Source organism: Nonomuraea zeae, from assembly GCF_005889725.1.
Classification (GTDB): domain Bacteria; phylum Actinomycetota; class Actinomycetes; order Streptosporangiales; family Streptosporangiaceae; genus Nonomuraea; species Nonomuraea zeae.
This window is the reverse complement of sequence record NZ_VCKX01000145.1, coordinates 13,315-30,120: the sequence shown is the minus strand read 5'-3', so window position 1 is coordinate 30,120 and position 16,806 is coordinate 13,315. Positions and strand designations below refer to the sequence as shown.

17 protein-coding genes and 1 pseudogene are annotated in these 16,806 nt (G+C 70.1%); 8 read left to right on the top strand and 10 right to left on the bottom strand.

What is annotated here, in order from left to right:
* The 3 genes from ETD85_RS36260 to ETD85_RS36250 form a co-directional block, all read right to left on the bottom strand.
* Nucleotides 1-2,592: WD40 repeat domain-containing serine/threonine protein kinase (locus ETD85_RS36260; protein WP_138694335.1), on the bottom strand; the 2,592-nt coding region annotated here is incomplete at its 3' end.
* A 98-nt stretch (nucleotides 2,593-2,690) separates the two neighbouring features.
* Entirely contained in the window at nucleotides 2,691-3,245 is a 555-nt protein-coding gene (locus tag ETD85_RS36255) for a GNAT family N-acetyltransferase (RefSeq protein ID WP_138694334.1), read from the bottom strand.
* A 12-nt stretch (nucleotides 3,246-3,257) separates the two neighbouring features.
* A complete protein-coding gene (locus ETD85_RS36250; RefSeq protein WP_240779654.1) occupies nucleotides 3,258-3,767 on the bottom strand; it encodes a shikimate kinase in 510 nt (169 codons plus the stop codon).
* Between the two features lie 38 nt (nucleotides 3,768-3,805).
* On the opposite strand from ETD85_RS36250, the gene ETD85_RS36245 reads away from it, so the two are divergent.
* Nucleotides 3,806-4,087 (top strand): hypothetical protein, encoded by a 282-nt coding sequence (locus ETD85_RS36245; RefSeq protein WP_138694333.1) that lies wholly within the window; start codon nucleotides 3,806-3,808, stop codon nucleotides 4,085-4,087.
* A 13-nt stretch (nucleotides 4,088-4,100) separates the two neighbouring features.
* Nucleotides 4,101-4,478, top strand: a pseudogene (locus ETD85_RS66075) (ChaB family protein); the annotation flags it as partial.
* A gap of 765 nt (nucleotides 4,479-5,243) precedes the next feature.
* On the opposite strand, the gene ETD85_RS36235 reads toward ETD85_RS66075, so the two are convergent.
* The 3 genes from ETD85_RS36235 to ETD85_RS36225 form a co-directional block, all read right to left on the bottom strand.
* Complete coding sequence (locus ETD85_RS36235) at nucleotides 5,244-7,070, bottom strand: transketolase (protein ID WP_138694331.1); 1,827 nt, start codon at nucleotides 7,068-7,070, stop codon at nucleotides 5,244-5,246.
* A gap of 131 nt (nucleotides 7,071-7,201) precedes the next feature.
* Entirely contained in the window at nucleotides 7,202-8,212 is a 1,011-nt protein-coding gene (locus ETD85_RS36230) for an SDR family oxidoreductase (protein WP_138694330.1), read from the bottom strand.
* A gap of 7 nt (nucleotides 8,213-8,219) precedes the next feature.
* Nucleotides 8,220-8,477 (bottom strand): hypothetical protein, encoded by a 258-nt coding sequence (locus ETD85_RS36225; protein ID WP_138694329.1) that lies wholly within the window; start codon nucleotides 8,475-8,477, stop codon nucleotides 8,220-8,222.
* 55 nt (nucleotides 8,478-8,532) lie between these two features.
* Here ETD85_RS36225 and ETD85_RS36220 point away from each other — a divergent pair, with 55 nt between their 5' ends.
* The 3 genes from ETD85_RS36220 to ETD85_RS36210 are packed head-to-tail and all read left to right on the top strand — an operon-like array spanning nucleotide 8,533 to nucleotide 10,568.
* Nucleotides 8,533-9,546 carry a DNA topoisomerase IB gene (locus tag ETD85_RS36220; protein WP_138694328.1) on the top strand — a complete coding sequence of 338 codons (1,014 nt, stop codon included), beginning with the start codon at nucleotides 8,533-8,535 and terminating at the stop codon, nucleotides 9,544-9,546.
* Nucleotides 9,547-9,595: 49 nt separating this feature from the next.
* Nucleotides 9,596-9,844, top strand: coding sequence for a BON domain-containing protein (locus ETD85_RS36215; protein WP_138694327.1), 249 nt, complete (start codon nucleotides 9,596-9,598; stop codon nucleotides 9,842-9,844).
* Nucleotides 9,837-10,568: a metallophosphoesterase family protein gene (locus ETD85_RS36210; protein ID WP_138694326.1), complete on the top strand. Its 732-nt coding sequence runs from the start codon at nucleotides 9,837-9,839 to the stop codon at nucleotides 10,566-10,568. The genes ETD85_RS36215 and ETD85_RS36210 overlap by 8 nt, the downstream gene beginning before the upstream one ends.
* 50 nt (nucleotides 10,569-10,618) lie before the next feature.
* Here the strand turns inward: ETD85_RS36210 and ETD85_RS36205 are convergent, their stop codons facing one another.
* The 3 genes from ETD85_RS36205 to ETD85_RS36200 form a co-directional block, all read right to left on the bottom strand.
* Complete coding sequence (locus ETD85_RS36205; RefSeq protein ID WP_138694325.1) at nucleotides 10,619-12,400, bottom strand: PP2C family protein-serine/threonine phosphatase; 1,782 nt, start codon at nucleotides 12,398-12,400, stop codon at nucleotides 10,619-10,621.
* A 149-nt stretch (nucleotides 12,401-12,549) separates the two neighbouring features.
* Entirely contained in the window at nucleotides 12,550-12,699 is a 150-nt protein-coding gene (locus tag ETD85_RS63520; RefSeq protein ID WP_020543887.1) for a GPGG-motif small membrane protein, read from the bottom strand.
* Between the two features lie 82 nt (nucleotides 12,700-12,781).
* Complete coding sequence (locus ETD85_RS36200) at nucleotides 12,782-13,276, bottom strand: DUF1360 domain-containing protein (RefSeq protein WP_138694324.1); 495 nt, start codon at nucleotides 13,274-13,276, stop codon at nucleotides 12,782-12,784.
* Nucleotides 13,277-13,376: 100 nt separating this feature from the next.
* Between ETD85_RS36200 and ETD85_RS36195 the strand changes: the two genes are divergently transcribed.
* Nucleotides 13,377-13,973: a nucleotidyltransferase gene (locus ETD85_RS36195; protein ID WP_138694323.1), complete on the top strand. Its 597-nt coding sequence runs from the start codon at nucleotides 13,377-13,379 to the stop codon at nucleotides 13,971-13,973.
* 75 nt (nucleotides 13,974-14,048) lie between these two features.
* On the opposite strand, the gene ETD85_RS36190 is transcribed toward ETD85_RS36195, so the two are convergent.
* Entirely contained in the window at nucleotides 14,049-14,432 is a 384-nt protein-coding gene (locus ETD85_RS36190; RefSeq protein ID WP_240779653.1) for a PRC-barrel domain containing protein, read from the bottom strand.
* Nucleotides 14,433-14,553: 121 nt separating this feature from the next.
* Between ETD85_RS36190 and ETD85_RS36185 the strand changes: the two genes are divergently transcribed.
* Both ETD85_RS36185 and ETD85_RS36180 read left to right on the top strand, forming a co-directional pair.
* A complete protein-coding gene (locus ETD85_RS36185; protein ID WP_138694322.1) occupies nucleotides 14,554-15,639 on the top strand; it encodes an acyltransferase family protein in 1,086 nt (361 codons plus the stop codon).
* Between the two features lie 89 nt (nucleotides 15,640-15,728).
* A complete protein-coding gene (locus tag ETD85_RS36180; RefSeq protein ID WP_138694321.1) occupies nucleotides 15,729-16,544 on the top strand; it encodes an SAM-dependent methyltransferase in 816 nt (271 codons plus the stop codon).
* The last annotated feature ends 262 nt before the right edge of the window (nucleotides 16,545-16,806 follow it).

Genomic DNA, 16,806 nt, shown 5'->3' with positions numbered 1-16,806 from the left:
GGTGGAGGGGGCCTTGGCGGTGGGCGGCACTTCGGTGGCGGGCGATGTGCCGGTGGTGGACTGAGTCTCTGCGGCGGACCGCGTCCCGGTGGTGGGCAGCGCTTTGATGGTGGAGGACGTCTCGGTGGTGGACCGCGCGTCTTCAGCCCGCGATGCCGCTCCGTCCGGCCGCGCTTCTTCGCTCGCCCGAGCCTCGCCGGCGGGCCGCGCTTCTTCCGCGGGTCGCGCTTCCGCAGCGGCTGCTTCTCGGTCGGCTGCTTCTCGGGTGGATGCTTCCCGGGTGGATGCTTCCCGGCCGGACGCCTCTCGCGTGGCTGCTTCTCGGGTGGACGCTTCCCGGTCGGATGCATCCTGGGTGGACGCTTCTTCGGTGGACGTGGCGGAGGTGTCCGCGGCTATGGTCTCCGCCCGGTTCGTCCGGGCGGCCCGCTGCTCCTGCGCCGCCACGAGCGTGATCCCGTCGCGCCCGGTCACCGCCAGCGTCGTGCCGCCGGGGCTGAAGGCCAGGTCCGGGGCCGCCGCGTCCGCCCCGGTGAGCGGCTGCACCTCGACGATCCGCGTCCTGGCCCGCCCGGCCGCCACGTCCCACACCTCGACGCGCCCGCCCAGGCTGGAGAAGGCCACTCGCGCGCCGCCGGGGGAGACGGCCACCTTGCGGTCGGTGACGTCGAAGAGCACCTGCGCGCCCCGGTACACCTTGGTCTCGTTGCCGCTGCTGATCGCGTACGTGCCCCCGGCCGGCGGTCGCCCGGTGGCCACCTCGAACGGCTTGCCGTCGGCGCCCTCGGCGTACCGGCCGTCGTCGCTCAGCGCCGTGCTCCCCATGGGCAGCGTGTACGAGGCGAGCCGCCGCCCGGCGGTCACGTCCCAGACGGTGACGCCGCCCGCGCCCCATCTGACCAGGTCGTCCCCGCGCAGCAGGTAGCGGGCCCGCGGGTCGGGGGCCGGATCGGTGAACACCCCCAGCTCCGGCTGCACGAGCGAGGCCTGGAGCGCCGCCCGCGCCTCGAAGACCGGCGACAGCCGATAGGCGGCCACGCTCAGCCGCATCGCCGTGCGCGGATCCGAGTCCCGCAGAGCCTCCGCCCTGGCGGCCACGGCCCGCGCGTCGGCCTCGATGAGCCGGCCGCGCAGCTGGTTCTGGCCGTGCACGGAGACGACGGACATCGTCACCGCCACGGCCAGCACCGCGGCCAGCCCGGCCAGGGCGGGGGCCAGCAGCTTCCTGCGCTGCTTGGACAGGGTCACGCTGTCGTTGATGAAGTCGCGTTCGAGCTGGTTGAGCCGCAGGTGGCGGCGCTTGGTCGCGGCCCAGCCGAGCGCGGTGTCGAGTCTCTGGCCGCGGAAGAGGTGGCTCCTGCCGCGCCGGTGCTCCGACCAGTGCCTGGCCGCCGTGCGGATCGCCCGGTGCACCGCCAGGCCGTCGCGCTCGTCGGCGACCCAGCCACGCAGCCGGGGCCAGGCCCGGTAGAGCGCGGCGCTGGCCGGGGCCACCCGGTCGTCGCTGATGGCCACGAGCTTGCCGATGGAGGTCTCCACGGTCGGTACGCGCACGCTGCGGCGTACCAGGAGACCTGCCTCCATGAGCGGGCCCAGCACGTCGCCCTCGTCCTGCGGGGTGTCGCCGTCGAGCAGGCGCAGCAGCAGGCCCGGCACCTCTTCCTGCTGGCGGGGCGTGAGGCCCTGGTAAACCTCCTCGGCCACCTCGCCCAACGGCCGCGGCCCCGCGTACCCCTCGGGCGGCCGCAACCCGGCACCGCTCCCGGCCCCCGGCGAACCGGCGGTCCCAGCCCCCGGCGCACCCGCGGTCCCGGCCCCCGGCACGCCCGCGGCTCCAGGCGCGGCGGCGGCGCCTGCCTCGGGCCCGGCCGCGGGCCCGGTCCGCAGCTCGCCGGCCGCGGGCCGGTCGGCCGGGTCCTTGGCCAGCGCCCGCCCGACCGGCCCGCGCAGGGCTTCGGGCAGCACGCTCAGATCGGGATCGACGGTGAGCAGCCGGTGCATCACCCCGCCCAGGCTCTCCCCGCAGAACGGATCGCGTCCCGTGGCCGCGAACAGCACCACCGCGCCCCAGGCGAACACGTCGGCCGCCGCCCCGGGCTCCTGCCCGGTGACGACCTCGGGAGCGAGATAGGTGTACGTCCCGCCCATCGCCCCGCCGGCGGGCAGCCCCAGCTCGATCACCTTCGGCCCGCCGTCGGACAGCAGCACGCTCTCCGGGTTGAGCCCGCGATGGGTGAGCCCGGCCTCGTGCAACGCGGTCAGCGCCCCGGCCAGGGCGTCCGCGAGCGCGACCAGCTCGCCGTCCGTGTAGACGCCGTGCAGCTCGACCGCGTGCCGCAGGTCAGGCCCGGACACGAACTCGCTCACGACGTACGGGATGCCTCCGTCGGTGCCGACGGCGACCACCTCGGCCAGATGACGGCTGGACACCCGCTCGAACCGCCGCCCGACTTCGCAGCGCGGCACCGTGACCGCGAACCTGCGGCCGTCGTCGTCGTAGGCGTCGTAGACGACCCCGCGCCCGCCCGCGCCGAGCCGGGCCGACAGCCAGTAGCTGCCGAGCCTCTCGGGGTCACCGGGCACCAAGCGCATCGTCACTGATGCTTAGATGCACGGCACCGCCCATTGGTTGTCGGAAAAGGACGCCACAGGTCCCCCGCGCGCCTCGGGGGACCCATGTGTCATGATCATTATGCCAGGCTTCCGGATCTTGCCGGCCACTCCGTGCGCAGCACCGACATGAGCACCGAGTCGTGCCACTCGCCGTCCCACAGCAGGGCGTCGCGCTCCACGCCCTCCTCGACGAAGCCGACCTTCTTGTACACGTGCCGCGCTCGCTCGTTGAAGGTGTAGACGCCGAGCCTGATCCGGTGGAGGGGCGTCGTGGCGAAGGCGTGGTCGAGGACCAGCTCGATGGCCTCGGTGCCGAACCCCTTCCCGAAGGCCCGAGGGCCGATGAGGGCGATGCGCAGATTGCAGGCGAGGTTGTGCCGGTCGAGCTCGTTGAGTACGACCTCGCCGACGTACTGGCCGTCCGCCATGATGGCGAGGTCGAGCCGGTCGTCGTGCTGCGCTCTGGTGGCGTACCACTGCTGGGCGGCCACGAGGTCGATCTCGCCGTGTGAGCCGGTCAGCCGGGTGACCTCCGGGTCGGAGACCAGCTCGAACAGGCCCTCGGTGTGCTCGGGGCCGACCGGGCACAGCGTCACGCGCTCACCCGTCAGCGTGGGTTTCTCGGCGAACATTTTCCCTGGTTATCAGTCTTGATCAGGCGTGGGCAAACCCATTTTCCGTAGCACGGCGTCCCGCACCTGCTCGGGGTGCAGGATGCCGACGTCGGCGATCAGGTCGGCCACCTCACGGAAATACGGCTCGCGGCGGGCCCGCATGGCGGCCGGGCCGAAGTCGGGACGATGGTCGCTCGACTTCATCCGCTCGGCCAGCACCGCGTCGGAGGCGTCCACCCAGACCACGAAAGCGTCACGCATCGCCGCACGCACTCGGGGGTCCTCGACCGTGCTGGCCGCCGCCGCTATCACCTTGGGTTCACCGGCCAGTTCGCGCAGCACGTGCTCGGCTTCGTACCGGTGCAAAGCGTCCGCTCCTTCACGGGCGGCGAGCTGCGCGGCGGTGCCGCCGTACTTCGTCTGGAGGTACGGATCGCTGTCGCTGAACGGCAGTCCGAGCGCCGTACCGATCAACCGGCCCGCCGTCGTCTTGCCCGAGCCCATCAGCCCGATCACCACGACTGGTTTGTTTTTCGACATGTGGATAGAGGTTCCTTCGTGTCAAGGAGGTAAATCTGATGACCATCGCCGGAAGCATCATCCTCATCATGCTTGGTGCGATCCTCACCTGGGCCGTCGAGTTCGACCTCGCCGGTCTCGACATCAACGTAGTCGGTGTCATTCTCATGCTCGGCGGTCTGGCCGGGCTCCTGTTCGGCATCTACCGGATCGCCGTCACCCGCAGGGCAGTCGGCCCCATCGACGAGCCGGTGCATCGCCATGAGATCTACGAGGAGCCCGAGACCCGCAGGACCACTGTCTACGAGGAGCGACGCCGTTACGACGAACCACCGCTGTAGGAGGTGACTCGACATGCCAGCCGTTGCAGAGCTGCCGTCGACCATCATGCGTTCGCCGAAGAAGGCACAGAACACGTGGGTCAAGGCCCACGACTCGGCCGTCAAGGAGTACGGCCAGGGACGACGTGCGCAGATGACCGCGTTCGCCGCGCTCAAGCACTCGTTCGAGAAGATCGGCGACCACTGGGAGCCGAAGCAGGCCAAGGGCCCGTCGGACAAGGGTGCCATGGACCGCTCAGGCAGGACTGCCGGAGGCGTCGACGCCAACGCCAGTAAGGAACACCTGCAGAACGTCGCCAAGAAGCTCGGCGTGACCGGCCGGTCGAAGATGACCAAGCAGGAGCTGGTGGGCGCCATCAGGAAGATGAGCAGGCAGGCCACCTCAAAGGCCATGCCGAAGTCCATGGCGAAGTCCGCGACGAAGGCCACCACCAAGGCCACCACCAAGGCCGCGCCGAAGTCCACGACGAAGGCCTCGTCGAAGTCCGCGCCGAAGACGATGGCGAAGACTTCGGCGAGGCCCGCCACCAGGACCACGGCGAGGGCCACCACCAAGGCCAGCACCAAGGCCGCGCCGAAGTCCACGACGAAGGCCTCGTCGAAGTCCGCGCCGAAGACCATGGCGAAGACTTCGGCGAGGCCCGCCACCAGGACCACCGCGAAGGCCACGCCGAAGTCCATGCCGAAGTCCGGGACGAAGGCCATGCCGAAGTCCGGGACGAAGTCCACGACGAAGGCTTCGGCGAGGCCCGCCACCAAGTCCACGACGAAGGCCTCGACGAAGGCCACGCCGAAGACGGTGGCGAAGTCCTCGGCGCGGCCTGCCACCAGGACCACGGCGAAGGCTTCGACGACGAGGTCCACCGCCAGGACCACCGCGAAGGCCACGCCGAAGTCCAAGACTTCGACGAGGCCCGCCACGAAGGCCACGCCGAAGACCATGTCCAAGTCCAAGACGAAGGCCACGACGAAATCACGCTGACGGCTGTGCCGATGGCCGGGCTGACAGCAGGGCCGACGGAAGAACAGCCGATAAGAGGGCCGGCAGGAAAGGCGGGCAAATCCCGCCGCAACCTGCCGGCCCTCCTCTGTTGCTACCGCGTCTCTTGCTACTGCGTCTCTTGCTACTGCGTCTATTGCTACCGGGGCCGGCGGCTCACAGCAGCCGCTTGACCGCGTTCGCGATGGCGCGCCGGTCGATGCCCGCGTCGGCGAGCTGCTCCTCCGGCGTCGCCGAGCCGGGCAGCCCGGTCACCGCCAGCTTCACCACCCTGGGCCCGAGCTCGCCGACCGCGTCCGACACCGCGTCGCCGAGGCCGCCTTCGAGCCGATGGTCCTCGACCGTGATCAGGTTCCCGGTCGTGGTGGCCGCCTCGATCAGCGCCGCCGTGTCCACCGGCTTGATCGAGTACAGGTCGATGACCCCCACGGGTATGTCCGAGGCGGCCAGCTCGTCGGCCGCCGCCAGCGCCTCGTGCACGGTCACGCCGGCCGCCACGATCGTGGCCCGGTCACCGGGCGATTGCCGCAGCACGCGGGACCCGCCCACGGGGAACCGCTCGCCCGGCGCGTAGATCACCGGTGTGTCGCCGCGCGTGGTCCGCAGGTAGGAGACGCCTTCGAGGTCGGCCATGGCCGCGGTGAGCGCCACCGCCTGGTTGGCGTCGCACGGGTAGAGCACGGTGCTGCCGTACGTGGTCCGCAGCATGGCCAGGTCCTCCAGCCCCATCTGGGACGGCCCGTCCTCGCCGATCGCCACTCCCGCGTGCGACCCGACCAGCCGGATGGAGGCCCGGCTCACCCCGGCCATCCTGATGAAGTCGTGCGCCCTGGTCAGGAACGCCGCGAACGTGGCCGCGTACGGCCGCCACCCGCGCGCCTGCAGCCCGACGGCGGCGGCAACGAGCTGCTGCTCGGCGATGTACATCTCGAAGAACCGCTCGGGGAACTCCTTCTCGAACGCGGCCGCCTTCGTGGAGTCGGCCACCTCGCCGTCCAGCGCCACGACGTCCCCGCAGGCCGTGCCGAGCGCCGCCAGCGCCGCGCCGAACGCGGTCCTGGTCGCCACCTTCTCGCCCAGCTCGTACGAGGGCAGGCTCATCGGCTTCTCGGCGAACCGGAACGGCACGGCCCCCTGGTCGGGCTTGTGCACCTCGACGCGTACGCGCCGCTGCCCGCCCAGCTCGTCGATGGCCTTGTCCGGGTCCTTGAGCGCCTTGCCGTGGGCCCCTTCGCGGTTCTCGACCTCCAGGACCCCCTCGCCCTTACGCGTCTTGGCCAGGATCACGGTCGGCCGCCTGCGCGTGTTGCACGCGTCCTGCAAGGCATAGTCGATCTGCCCAGGATCGTGCCCGTCGATCTCGATCGTGTGCCACCCGAACGCCCCGAACCTGCGCGCGTACGCGCCGGTGTCCCACCCGTGCCGGGTGGGACCCCGCTGCCCCAGCCTGTTCACGTCCACGATGGCGATCAGGTTGGCCAGCCCCTCGCATCCGGCGTGCTCGGCCGCCTCCCAGATCGACCCCTCGGCCAGCTCGCTGTCCCCGCACAACACCCACACCCGGTACGGCAGCCGCTCCAGCCGCCCGGCCATGGCCACCCCGACGCCCACGGGGAGTCCCTGTCCCAGCGAGCCGGTGGCCACGTCCACCCACGGCAGCCGGGGCGTCGGATGTCCTTCGAGCCGGCTCCCGCGCTGGCGGAACGACAGCAACTCCGCATCGTCGATCGCCCCTGCCGCCTTGTAGAGCGAGTAGAGCAGCGGGGAGGCGTGGCCCTTGGAGAAGATCAGCTGATCGTTGGCCGGATTGTCCGGATCGTCGAAGTCATAGCGCAGATGACAGGCGAACAACACGGCCATCAGATCGGCGGCGGACATGGACGAGGTCGGATGGCCGGAGCCGGCCTCCGCGGCGGCCCGCACGGAGTCGACACGCAGCTGGGCGGCCAGCTCGGCCAGATAATGAAGATCGCGCTCGGGCATCGTGTCCTCCTGGAAGACGTTCTATGCCGCCTACCCCGCCTGGCCTGCTTGACGCCGCCGGCCCACGGTGCGGACCGGCACGTGAGCGCGGCGGATCGGTGTCCGCCGGCGCCGGGGGAGAGGGCGGAGGGTCAGCGCTTGCGGCTGCGCAGGGTGGCGAAGGCGGCCATGGCCGCGCCTGCCACCAGGGTGATCAGGGCCGGGACGCGATGCTGCGACAGCCAGACCTGGGGGCTGCGGCTCTTGGAGCGCTCGTCGAACGACCCGTGCGCGCCGTAGTCCGCGGACTCGTCGGCGGGTTTCCACAGGTTCGCCACGCCGCTCGGCGGCTTGTCGTCGGTGAGCTGGGAGGACGCGCCCGTTCGGGCGAGGTAGCGGTCCACCAGGGCCGGGGCCACCTTCTGGGCGAGCATGGTGGCCACCGTGCTGGCGCCCACCCAGTACTCCTTGCGTTCCGGGTGCTCGGCCGCGTACACGATGGCCCGGGCCGCGACCTCCGGCTGGTAGATCGGCGGGACCGGTTGCGGGTGGCGGCGGAGCTTGGACAGGACCCAGTCGAACTGAGGGGTGTTGACGGCGGGCAGCTGGACGAGCGTGACGTGGAGGTCGCTGCCGTCGGCCAGCAGCTCGGTGCGTACCGACTCCGTGAAGCCCTTGACCGCGTGCTTGGCGCCGCAGTACGCCGACTGCAGCGGGATGCCGCGCTGTGACAGGGCCGAGCCCGTCTGGACGATCGCGCCCGCGTTCCGCGGCCCCATTAAGTCGAGTGCCACCTTGGTGCCCCAGACATATCCCAGGTAAGTCACCTCAGTGGTGCGTTGATATTCCTCTGGAGAAATGTCGGTAAATTTCGCGAAGACCGAAGAAAAGGCGGTGTTGATCCAGACCGAAATCGGTCCCATCTCCGCCTCGATCCGCTCCGCGGCCTGCCGTACCTGGTCGTAATCGGCGATGTCGGCCTCGTAGACCTGCCCGGTGCCGCCCTCCGCCCCTACGTCCACGGCGGCGGCGCCGAGCCCGGCCGTCCCTCGCGCGATCAGGGCCACCTTGGCCCCACGGGCGCCGAGCTCGCGGGCGACCGCGCGCCCGACACCGCCGCTCGCGCCCGTCACCACCACTACTCGCCCTCGAAGTGGTGCCATGTCTGAATCAGCCTGCCTCTCCGTCTCGCCGGCGCTTCTGCCGGCGTACTGCCAGGACGATGTCGACGACGGTGATGATCGCCAGGACGACGGCGACACCCGTCATCACCGGGGCCCGAGCGATGAGCCCGAGCACCGCGAACGCGAACAGGAACATCAGCATGAATGACCCCACCCTGATGTGCACCACGTCGCGCGGGGTGGCGGGCACCATGGCGTGGCCCCTGTTGGACCGCTCCTCATGCCACTTTCCGTTATCAACCATGCCGCTCACCTGCCCGTCCAGTTTGCCGCCTAACGCGCCGGGTAGCCCGCCTCTCATGCCCGAGGCGGAGCTGCACACCAGTGACCAGAGCGAGCCGGGGATCGTCCGGCGGCGGCGCGGGCGCGGCTTCAGCTACCAGCGGCCGGACGGCACCCCGGTACGCGACCGCGGCACACTGGGGCGGATCAAGGCGCTGGCCATCCCGCCGGCCTGGGACGAGGTGTGGATCTGCCCGTCGCCGCACGGCCACCTCCAGGCCGTGGGCACGGACGCGGCCGGGCGCAAGCAGTACCGCTACCACGACCTGTGGCGCGAGCAGCAGGACCGGGAGAAGTTCGACCGGGTGCTGGAGGTGGCCGAGCGGCTGCCGGCGTTCAGGAAGGCCGTGGACGACCAGCTCGGCGGGCGCGGCCTCACCAGGCAGCGGGTGCTGGCCGCGGCGGCCCGCCTGCTCGACATCGGCTTCTTCCGCGTCGGCGGCGAGAGCTACGACAGCTACGGGCTGGCCACGCTCAGGATGGACCACGTCACCTGCGCGAACGGCGTCGTCACCTGCTCGTACCCCGCCAAGGGGGACATCGAGCGGGAGATCGAGGTGGCCGACCCGGAGGTGTGCAAGGTGCTCAGGTCGCTCAAGGCGCTCGGAGAGCAGGGCGAGCTGCTGCGCTACCGGGACAAGAGCGGCTGGAGCGACGTCCGGAGCGAGGACATCAACGACTACCTCAGGGAGCTCATCGGCTGCGAGGTGACGGCCAAGGACTTCCGCACGTGGCACGCCACCGTGCTCGCCGCCGTGGGCCTGGCCGTCTCCAGGCAGGCGGGCGCCGACGGCCAGGCCAAGAAGCAGCGCGCGGTCACCCGCGTGATGCGCGAGGTCGCCGAGTACCTGGGCAACACCCCGGCGGTCGCCAGGGCCTCGTACGTGGACCCGCGCGTCGTAGAGGCGTACGACCAGGACAGGACCATCGCGGCCGCGCTAACCGAGCTCGGGGCGGACGTCGACTTCGGCCGGCTGGCGACGGCAGGAACGGTGGAACAGGCGGTTATCGACCTGATTCGAGCCGTTTGAGCCTTTCGAGACTGGGCAGGCGCCGACAGGACAAGGGAGGAGGGAATCGATGGAAGCTCCGCAGTACGTCGCGGCCCGTGTCCAGCAGGCCATGGCCGAAGACGCGCGCACGAACGAGCTGGGCATCCGCGTCGACATCCGTGGCGACCAGCTCTTCCTGCGTGGTCAGGTGAGCGGGGCCGAGCAGCGCGAGTTGCTGGGCCAGGTGGCGCACGAAGCCGCGCCCGAGCTCTACCTGCACAACGAGATCAACGTCATGGAGGTCACCGAGCCCGGAGAGGACGAGCACCTTGACTGACCTGCGCATCGCGGCCGCCGGCGACATCCATCTGGGTGAGGACGTCAGAGGCCAGTACCGGCGAAGGCTAGAGGGCATCGAGGAGCGCGCGGACGTATTCATGCTGGCGGGCGACCTGACCAGGCACGGCACGCTGGAGGAGGGGCGGCTGGTGGCCGACGAGCTGCGCGGCCTGCCCATACCGGTCGTCGCGGTGCTCGGCAACCACGACTATCACTCCGACCTGCAGTACGAGATCGCCGGCGAGCTCCGAGACGCCGGCGTCATCGTGCTGAACGACGACGGGGTCGTCATCCAGTGCGGCGACAGGAAGCTGGGTGTGGTCGGCGGCAAGGGGTTCGGCGGCGGGTTCGCCGGGAAGTGCGCGAGCGAGTTCGGCGAGCGGGAGATCAAGGACTTCGTGTCCCACACCCGGAGCATCGCCGAGTCGTGGAAGGTCGCGCTGAAGGAGATCGTGGCGGACGAGCGCATCGTGCTGTCGCACTACTCGCCGATCAAGGAGACGCTGGAGGGGGAGCCGCACGAGATCTACCCCTTCCTGGGCAGCTACCTACTGGCCGAGGCCGTCGACACGGCCGGCGCCGACCTGATCCTGCACGGGCACGCGCACAAGGGCAGCGAGAAGGGCATGACGCCTGGTGGCATCAGGGTGCGCAACGTGGCGCTGCCGGTGCTGGGCCGGGCGTACGCCGTCTACTGCATGAACGGCAACGGGCTGCTCTAGATCCGAGGCGCGCGGAGCGGCGGCAGATCCGAGGCGCCGGAGCGGCGGCGCTAGAGCACTTTGGCGGCGAGGACGCAGACGTCGTCCTCGGACTGGTCGCCTCCCATCCGCCGGAGCAGGCAGTCGATCGTGGCCTCCGGGTCGTCGGAGACGCAGTTGCGTGAGGAGCGGAGCAGGGCGTCCATGCCGCTTTCCAGGTCACGCCCGCGCCGCTCGACCACCCCGTCGGTGTAGAGCACGAGGGTGTCGCCGATCCGGAGCTGCGTGGTGTTCATCCCGTACTCCGTGGCGTCGAATGCCCCGAGCATCATGCCCGGCACCCCGTTCACCAGCTCGGCGTGCCCGTCCCTGATCAGCACAGGAGCGGGATGGCCGGCGTTGGTCCAGGTGAACGTGCGCGTATCCGGAGCGAAATGACCGACGATGGCGGTCCCGGTCACCGTGATTCCCTCGTTGGAGTGCACGATGAGGTCGTTCAGCCAGGTGGTGAGCTGGTCGGAGGCCGCGCCCGTGTAGGCGAGCCCGGCCAGCCCCGAGCGCATCTGGAGCATGATGCTCGCCGCGGTCAGCCCGTGCCCCATCGCGTCCCCGATCGCGAGCAGCACCCGGCCGTCGGGGAGGAGGCGGGCCTTCCACCAGTCGCCGCCGAGGCGGGCGAGCTCCTCGCCGGGCAGGTAGCGCAAGCCGACGCTCAGCCCGGGAAGCTGGATGAGGCCGCGGCGGATCGGCAGGATCGAGTTCTGGAGCTGGACCGTGATCCGGTGCTCCTCCTCGGCGCGCTCCCGCTGCCTGCTGGCCTGCTCGTGCGCCACGGCCAGGGCGCGCTCCCTACGCCGGTTCCGCGTCACGTCCTGGACCAGGCAGCGCACCTTCACCGGCACGCCGTCCCAGTCGAGTATCGGCTCGCTGAACACGTTGAGATGCCGCACCCCGTGCCGGTGCTGGACCCGGTACGCGGTCTCGACCGCCTCCCTGAACTCCAGCAGCGAGCGCAGCTGGTCCTCGACGATCGGCAGGTCGTCCGGCACCACCACGTTGGGGAGGTCCTCCAGGCCCATGGGGCCGTCGCCGCGGTCGCGGCCGAACATCTCATACATCTGCGGCGTCCACAGGATCCGCTCCGTGGCCAGGTTCCACTCGCCCCAGCCCAGCTCAGCCAGGCGCTGGGCGCGTTCCCAGCCCGAGACGAGCAGCTCCTCGTCGTCGAGCGTCCGCCAGCTCACCAGCAGCCCGTCCTCCACCCGCGCCGCGCGCACGCTCAGCGTGGCCGGCCAGAGCAGGTAGTCCTGCACCTCCACGAACTCCAGCGGCTCCCGGTGCACGCTCTCGCCGGTCTCGTAGACGGTGATGTAGTCGTCGAGCAGCCCCGAGCCGGCCACTCCGGGGCTGGCCGTCAGGAGCCGCCGCCCGGCCAGGCCGGCGGACGTGCGACCGGCGGCGGTCCTGGCGTGCCGGTTGGCCGCGACGATGAAGAAGTCCACCACCCGGCCGCTGGGGTCCTTGACGGGACTGAGGTAGAGGGCCGAGGCGTGTACGGCCTCCAGCATGCCCCGCATCCAGGCGGGCACGTCGGCCGGCTCGGGAGCCTCGTCCGGCGGGCGTTCGACGCCTCTGGCCACCTCGATCAGGTCGAGGCCGCTGTGCTGGGCCATCCGGGCGAGCTGCTCGGCCGCCTCGCCCGGCCGGACGTTGAGCTTGGTCGCGAGCCTGGCGGTGGCCTCGTCGAGGATGGCCTCTCCGCGCATGCGGTGCCGCAGCCGCAGGAGCTGGTCCCGGACTCGCGCCGCGGCCGCGCCGGTGTCGTGACGGCTGAACGGCGGATATCTGCTCACACACTCCTCATGCCCGGGTGACCGGGCATGAGGAGTGGGGCCGACGATATTTCGGCAAAGCTATGGGACCGCTGGACCGTTCTCGGGGATCGGCCCAGCGGTGGTTGTGGACGGAGGCGAACAGGGACAGGTCGAGGGCGGCTTGCGCCCTAGACATTGAAGATGCTGACCCCGCCCGGCCCGACGAGGAAGCCGAGGACGATGAGCACGATCCCCCAAAGCAGGTCGCGCCTGGCCAGGATCACATAGATCCCGGCGATGACGAGAATTACGGCGATGATCCAGAGCAAAGTAGCCATGCGTTTGCAACTGCCCTCAGACATCCCTGCATAACATCTTTTTCTCCGCAATAACGTCCAGGGCAAAATCTGCAGGTCTTCGCTATTTCGCCTCGCCTGCCGATTTCATCAGCTTCGCGTAGGCCAGCTGCAGCCAGTCCGAGATCGCGACCGCCGTCATCGTCGCGCCCGCGAGCCTGGTGAACCTGGGCGCGAGCACGAGCCCGGTGGCGTACCCGGTGGCGATCCACTGCGCCAGGCAGAACGGGCAGGCGAGCAGCTCGCCCACCTGGCCGCGCGGCTTCTCCCGCAGCTCGGACGGGCCGCTCTGGCCCTCGTACTCGGTGAACGGCGCGCGGATCGGGCTGGTCACGGGGTCCTTGGCCAGCAGGCGGGACGCCTTGTGCGTGCACGCGGCCATGAGCAGCAGGTCCATCACGCCGACGTGGTCGGGAGCGCGCCGGCCGGCCAGTGCCGCGGTGGCGGCCGCCACGGCCACCGTCCCGCCGTACACGGTGAGGATCCGGAGGTAGCCGCCGAGCGGGCGGTCGTGCTCGCCTTGGTAGGCCTTTTCCGTCTTCTGGAGGATTTCCGTCATGGGGCCTGCGGCTACCCTCAGCCCCAGCCCGTACTCGCATGTCCGCGCGCGGGCGCGGGTTACAACGTCTAGTTGACGATCGTTTGGGTAGCCCGGTCACATGAGCAGCCACGGGCACGCGGTAACCGACGCCATTCTCGACACCCTCAAACGCGCCAGCTCCGGGCTGAAGGACGCCGGGGTGAAGTTCGCCCTGGCCGGAGGGTGCGCGGCGTACGCGAGAGGCGCCGCGCCCTCGCTGCACGACGTGGATTTCGTGCTCACTGAGCATGACGTGCCCGCCGCCCTGGAGGCGCTGCGCGGGCTGGGCTTCCAGACGGCCAAGCCGCCGGAGGACTGGCTGGTCAAGGCGTACGACGAGGGCCGGCTGGTGGACCTGATCTTCCGGGTGTCCGACATGGCGATCACCGACGAGCTGCTGGACCGGGCGGAGCCGCTGAAGGCGTCGGCGGTGATCGTGCCCGTGCTGGAGGCCACCGACCTGGTCATCTCGTGGCTGCTGCCGCTGTCGGAGCACGCCTGCGACTACGGGGCGCTGCTGGCGCAGGTGCGCGCGCTGCGCGAGCAGGTGAACTGGCCGCGGGTGGCGGCGGTGGTCGAGGACTCGCCGTACGCCTCCACGTTCATCACCCTGCTCGAACGGCTGGGCGTGCTCAACGGCCCGATCGAGCCGTCCGGCGACACCAAGTGGCCCTGAGGGGTTTCCCGGACAGGTTCCCGGACAAGGGGAAGGGCCGCGCCCGGGGGCGCGGCCCTTCTTCATGACACGGGATCACCCGGGGAAGCGGCCGTAGTAATCGCCGATTCTCGACCGGTACTCGGGCTCCTTGAACGTGCCCTCATCGAACTCAGGCGCGTCCTTGATCTCGGCCTTGGTGCGCGAAACGAAGACGTTCCGCTCCTGAGGGTCGATGCTCGTGATGACCTGCGCAGGGAGCAAGACCTTCTTGCCGAAGATCCAAGGACCGGTGTCGACGATCACGTAGCTCTCGCCGACCTGGTACGTCGCCTCGTCGATGGACCCGATCTTTCCGTCGGTGGCCTGAACGTGGTAACCCACGAGGTCCAGACTCTTGCCGCGGTCGTAGACGTCAGGCCGATAGTCCCAGAGCTCCATTGGGCTCTCTTCCTCTCTTCTTCCGTCTTTCTCGGGCAAAGTTCCTGCTACCCGGACAAATCCCGTTAAACGTCTTGCAAAGCGCTTGCAGTCAGGTGGCCGTCAATCCCTGAGCAAGTGGCCGGAGCGACCCTCACCACAACAGGAGAGGGCGGAACCCATGAGAACCAGCGCAGATCGGCTCTACGAGATCGACGGACTCCGGCTGCTGGCGGCGCTGTGCGTCGTTCTCTTCCACTACACCTTCTCCGGGTGGGCCGGCGGCACCAGCCCGGTCGTCTTCGCCGAGGCGAGCGCCTGGTCGAAGTACGGCTACCTGGGCGTCGACCTGTTCTTCCTGATCAGCGGATTCGTGGTGCTGATGAGCGCGTGGGGCCGGAGCCCGCGCTCGTTCCTGGTGTCGCGGGCCGTGCGGCTCTATCCCGCGTACTGGGTGGGCATCGCGATCACCGCGGTGGTCACCGTGACGCTGGGACAGGGACTGTTCGAGGTGTCGCTGCCGCAGGTGCTGGCGAACCTGACGATGTTCCAGTCGGTGCCCGACATCGCGAACGTGGACGTCGTCTACTGGACGCTCTGGGTCGAGATGCGCTTCTACTTCGTCATCCTGCTGTTCACCTGGATCGGGATGACGCGGGCCCGGCTCATGGCAGGGCTGTGGGGCTGGCTGGGGCTGACGTTCGCGGTCGAGGCGGGGCTGCTGCCGGGGGCCGCGGATCTCATCGTGCAGTCGGAGTTCTCCCACCACTTCATCGCCGGGATGGCCCTGTTCATGGTCCACCGGTTCGGGCTGACCCCGCAGCTGGCCCTGCTGGTGCCGGTCTGCCTGGGCAACGCCGTCTTCCGGGCCATCGGGTACGCGGGCGCGGTCGGCGAACGTTACGGAGTGTCGTACTCGGCCGCCGTCGTCACCGCCGTGGTCGTGGCCGCCTTCCTGGTCATGACGCTCGTCGCGCTGCGCGCCACCCGGGTGCTGGCCCGGCCGTGGCTGGTGACCGCCGGCGCGCTCACGTACCCGCTGTACCTGCTGCACGCCCACATCGGGTTCGTGGTGTTCGACCGGGTCGGCGCGGTCGTGGACAAGTACGTGCTGCTGGCCGCTCTGATCCTGGTCATGCTGGGGGCGGCGTACCTGGTGCACCGGTTCGTGGAGCGGCCGCTCGCGCCCCGGATCAAGCGCCTGCTGTCCGGCCGCCCGGCCGCCCCCGTGCTCGGCGTGCTGGTCGCCGGGCGTCCGACTGGCTGAGTTGACTCTCCTGACAAACGGGGACCGGAGCCGCGTGGGGACTCCAGGTGCGGATACGATCCCGGTCACGGAGTGTGGAGGGGGGCCGGATGAGTCTCATCGGAGAGCCCGAGTGGGCTCCACCCGGGGTCGATCCGGCACAGCCCAGCGTGGCCCGGGTCCACGACGCACTGCTGGGCGGCATGGAGAACTTCGCCGCCGACCGCTCGGTGGCCCGCAAGCTCAAGGACGCGGTGCCCGAGGTGGTGGACCTCGTCTGGTGCAACCGCGCCTTCATCGGCCGGGTCGTCGACTTCCTGATCCGCGAAACCGGCGTCCGGCAGATCATCGACCTCGGCTCCGGGCTCCCCACCGTCGAGAACACCCACGAGGTCGCCCAGTTCGCCGACCCGAGGTCCAGGGTCGTCTACGTCGACATCGACCCCATGGTGGAGCCGCACGCCCGCGCCATACTCAGCAACAACCCCAACGCCGCCGCCATCACCGCCGACGCGCGCGACGTGGCCGCCGTGCTTGGCCACCCCACCCTGACCCGCATGATCGACCTGTCCCAGCCGACGGCGTTGCTGGTCATCGGGCTGCTGCACCTGTTCCCCGACCGCGACGACCCGCACGGGCTGGTCCGCAGGTACATGTCCGCGCTGCCGAGCGGCAGCTACCTCGCCGCCTCCAACATGCTGGCCTCGCCCAGCCCCAAGGCGCAGGCGCTGGAGACGATGCTCCAGGCCACCATGGGCACCGGCTACTTCCGCGACCGGCCCTCGATCGTGGCGTACTTCGACGGCCTGGTGCTGGTGGAGCCCGGTGTCGTGCACTTTCCCGAATGGCATCCCGACGAGCGGCTCCCCGGCCCGCTCGCGCCGTGGGAAGAGCTACTCCTGGGCGGCGTCGCCCGCAAGCCGTGAGAACGCGGTCGATGCCGTGAGAACGCGGTCGATGCCGTGAGAACGCGGTCGATGCCGTGAGATCGCGGTCGATGCCGTGAGATCGCGGTCGATATCGGGGTGAGCCGGCCGCTAGGGTGGATCCCATGCCGCGGTTCCTGATCTGCTCCCCGCCCCCCGCCCGCTAGCGGGCGGCACTCTCGTGACTTTCCGGGTCTGACAGATCCGGGGGTGGTCGCTGCCCGCACACCGGGCCCATTCCGACCACTCCTTCCGGAGAACT

What these genes read in the sequence shown, in the direction of transcription:
- ETD85_RS36255 (WP_138694334.1), bottom strand. Translation starts at nt 3,245, where the DNA reads ATGTTCGCCGAGAAACCCACGCTGACGGGTGAGCGCGTGACGCTGTGC.
- ETD85_RS36250 (WP_240779654.1), bottom strand. Translation starts at nt 3,767, where the DNA reads ATGTCGAAAAACAAACCAGTCGTGGTGATCGGGCTGATGGGCTCGGGC.
- ETD85_RS36245 (WP_138694333.1), top strand. Translation starts at nt 3,806, where the DNA reads ATGACCATCGCCGGAAGCATCATCCTCATCATGCTTGGTGCGATCCTC.
- ETD85_RS36235 (WP_138694331.1), bottom strand. Translation starts at nt 7,070, where the DNA reads ATGCCCGAGCGCGATCTTCATTATCTGGCCGAGCTGGCCGCCCAGCTG.
- ETD85_RS36230 (WP_138694330.1), bottom strand. Translation starts at nt 8,212, where the DNA reads ATGGCACCACTTCGAGGGCGAGTAGTGGTGGTGACGGGCGCGAGCGGC.
- ETD85_RS36225 (WP_138694329.1), bottom strand. Translation starts at nt 8,477, where the DNA reads ATGGTTGATAACGGAAAGTGGCATGAGGAGCGGTCCAACAGGGGCCAC.
- ETD85_RS36220 (WP_138694328.1), top strand. Translation starts at nt 8,533, where the DNA reads ATGCCCGAGGCGGAGCTGCACACCAGTGACCAGAGCGAGCCGGGGATC.
- ETD85_RS36215 (WP_138694327.1), top strand. Translation starts at nt 9,596, where the DNA reads ATGGAAGCTCCGCAGTACGTCGCGGCCCGTGTCCAGCAGGCCATGGCC.
- ETD85_RS63520 (WP_020543887.1), bottom strand. Translation starts at nt 12,699, where the DNA reads ATGGCTACTTTGCTCTGGATCATCGCCGTAATTCTCGTCATCGCCGGG.
- ETD85_RS36200 (WP_138694324.1), bottom strand. Translation starts at nt 13,276, where the DNA reads ATGACGGAAATCCTCCAGAAGACGGAAAAGGCCTACCAAGGCGAGCAC.
- ETD85_RS36195 (WP_138694323.1), top strand. Translation starts at nt 13,377, where the DNA reads ATGAGCAGCCACGGGCACGCGGTAACCGACGCCATTCTCGACACCCTC.
- ETD85_RS36185 (WP_138694322.1), top strand. Translation starts at nt 14,554, where the DNA reads ATGAGAACCAGCGCAGATCGGCTCTACGAGATCGACGGACTCCGGCTG.
- ETD85_RS36180 (WP_138694321.1), top strand. Translation starts at nt 15,729, where the DNA reads ATGAGTCTCATCGGAGAGCCCGAGTGGGCTCCACCCGGGGTCGATCCG.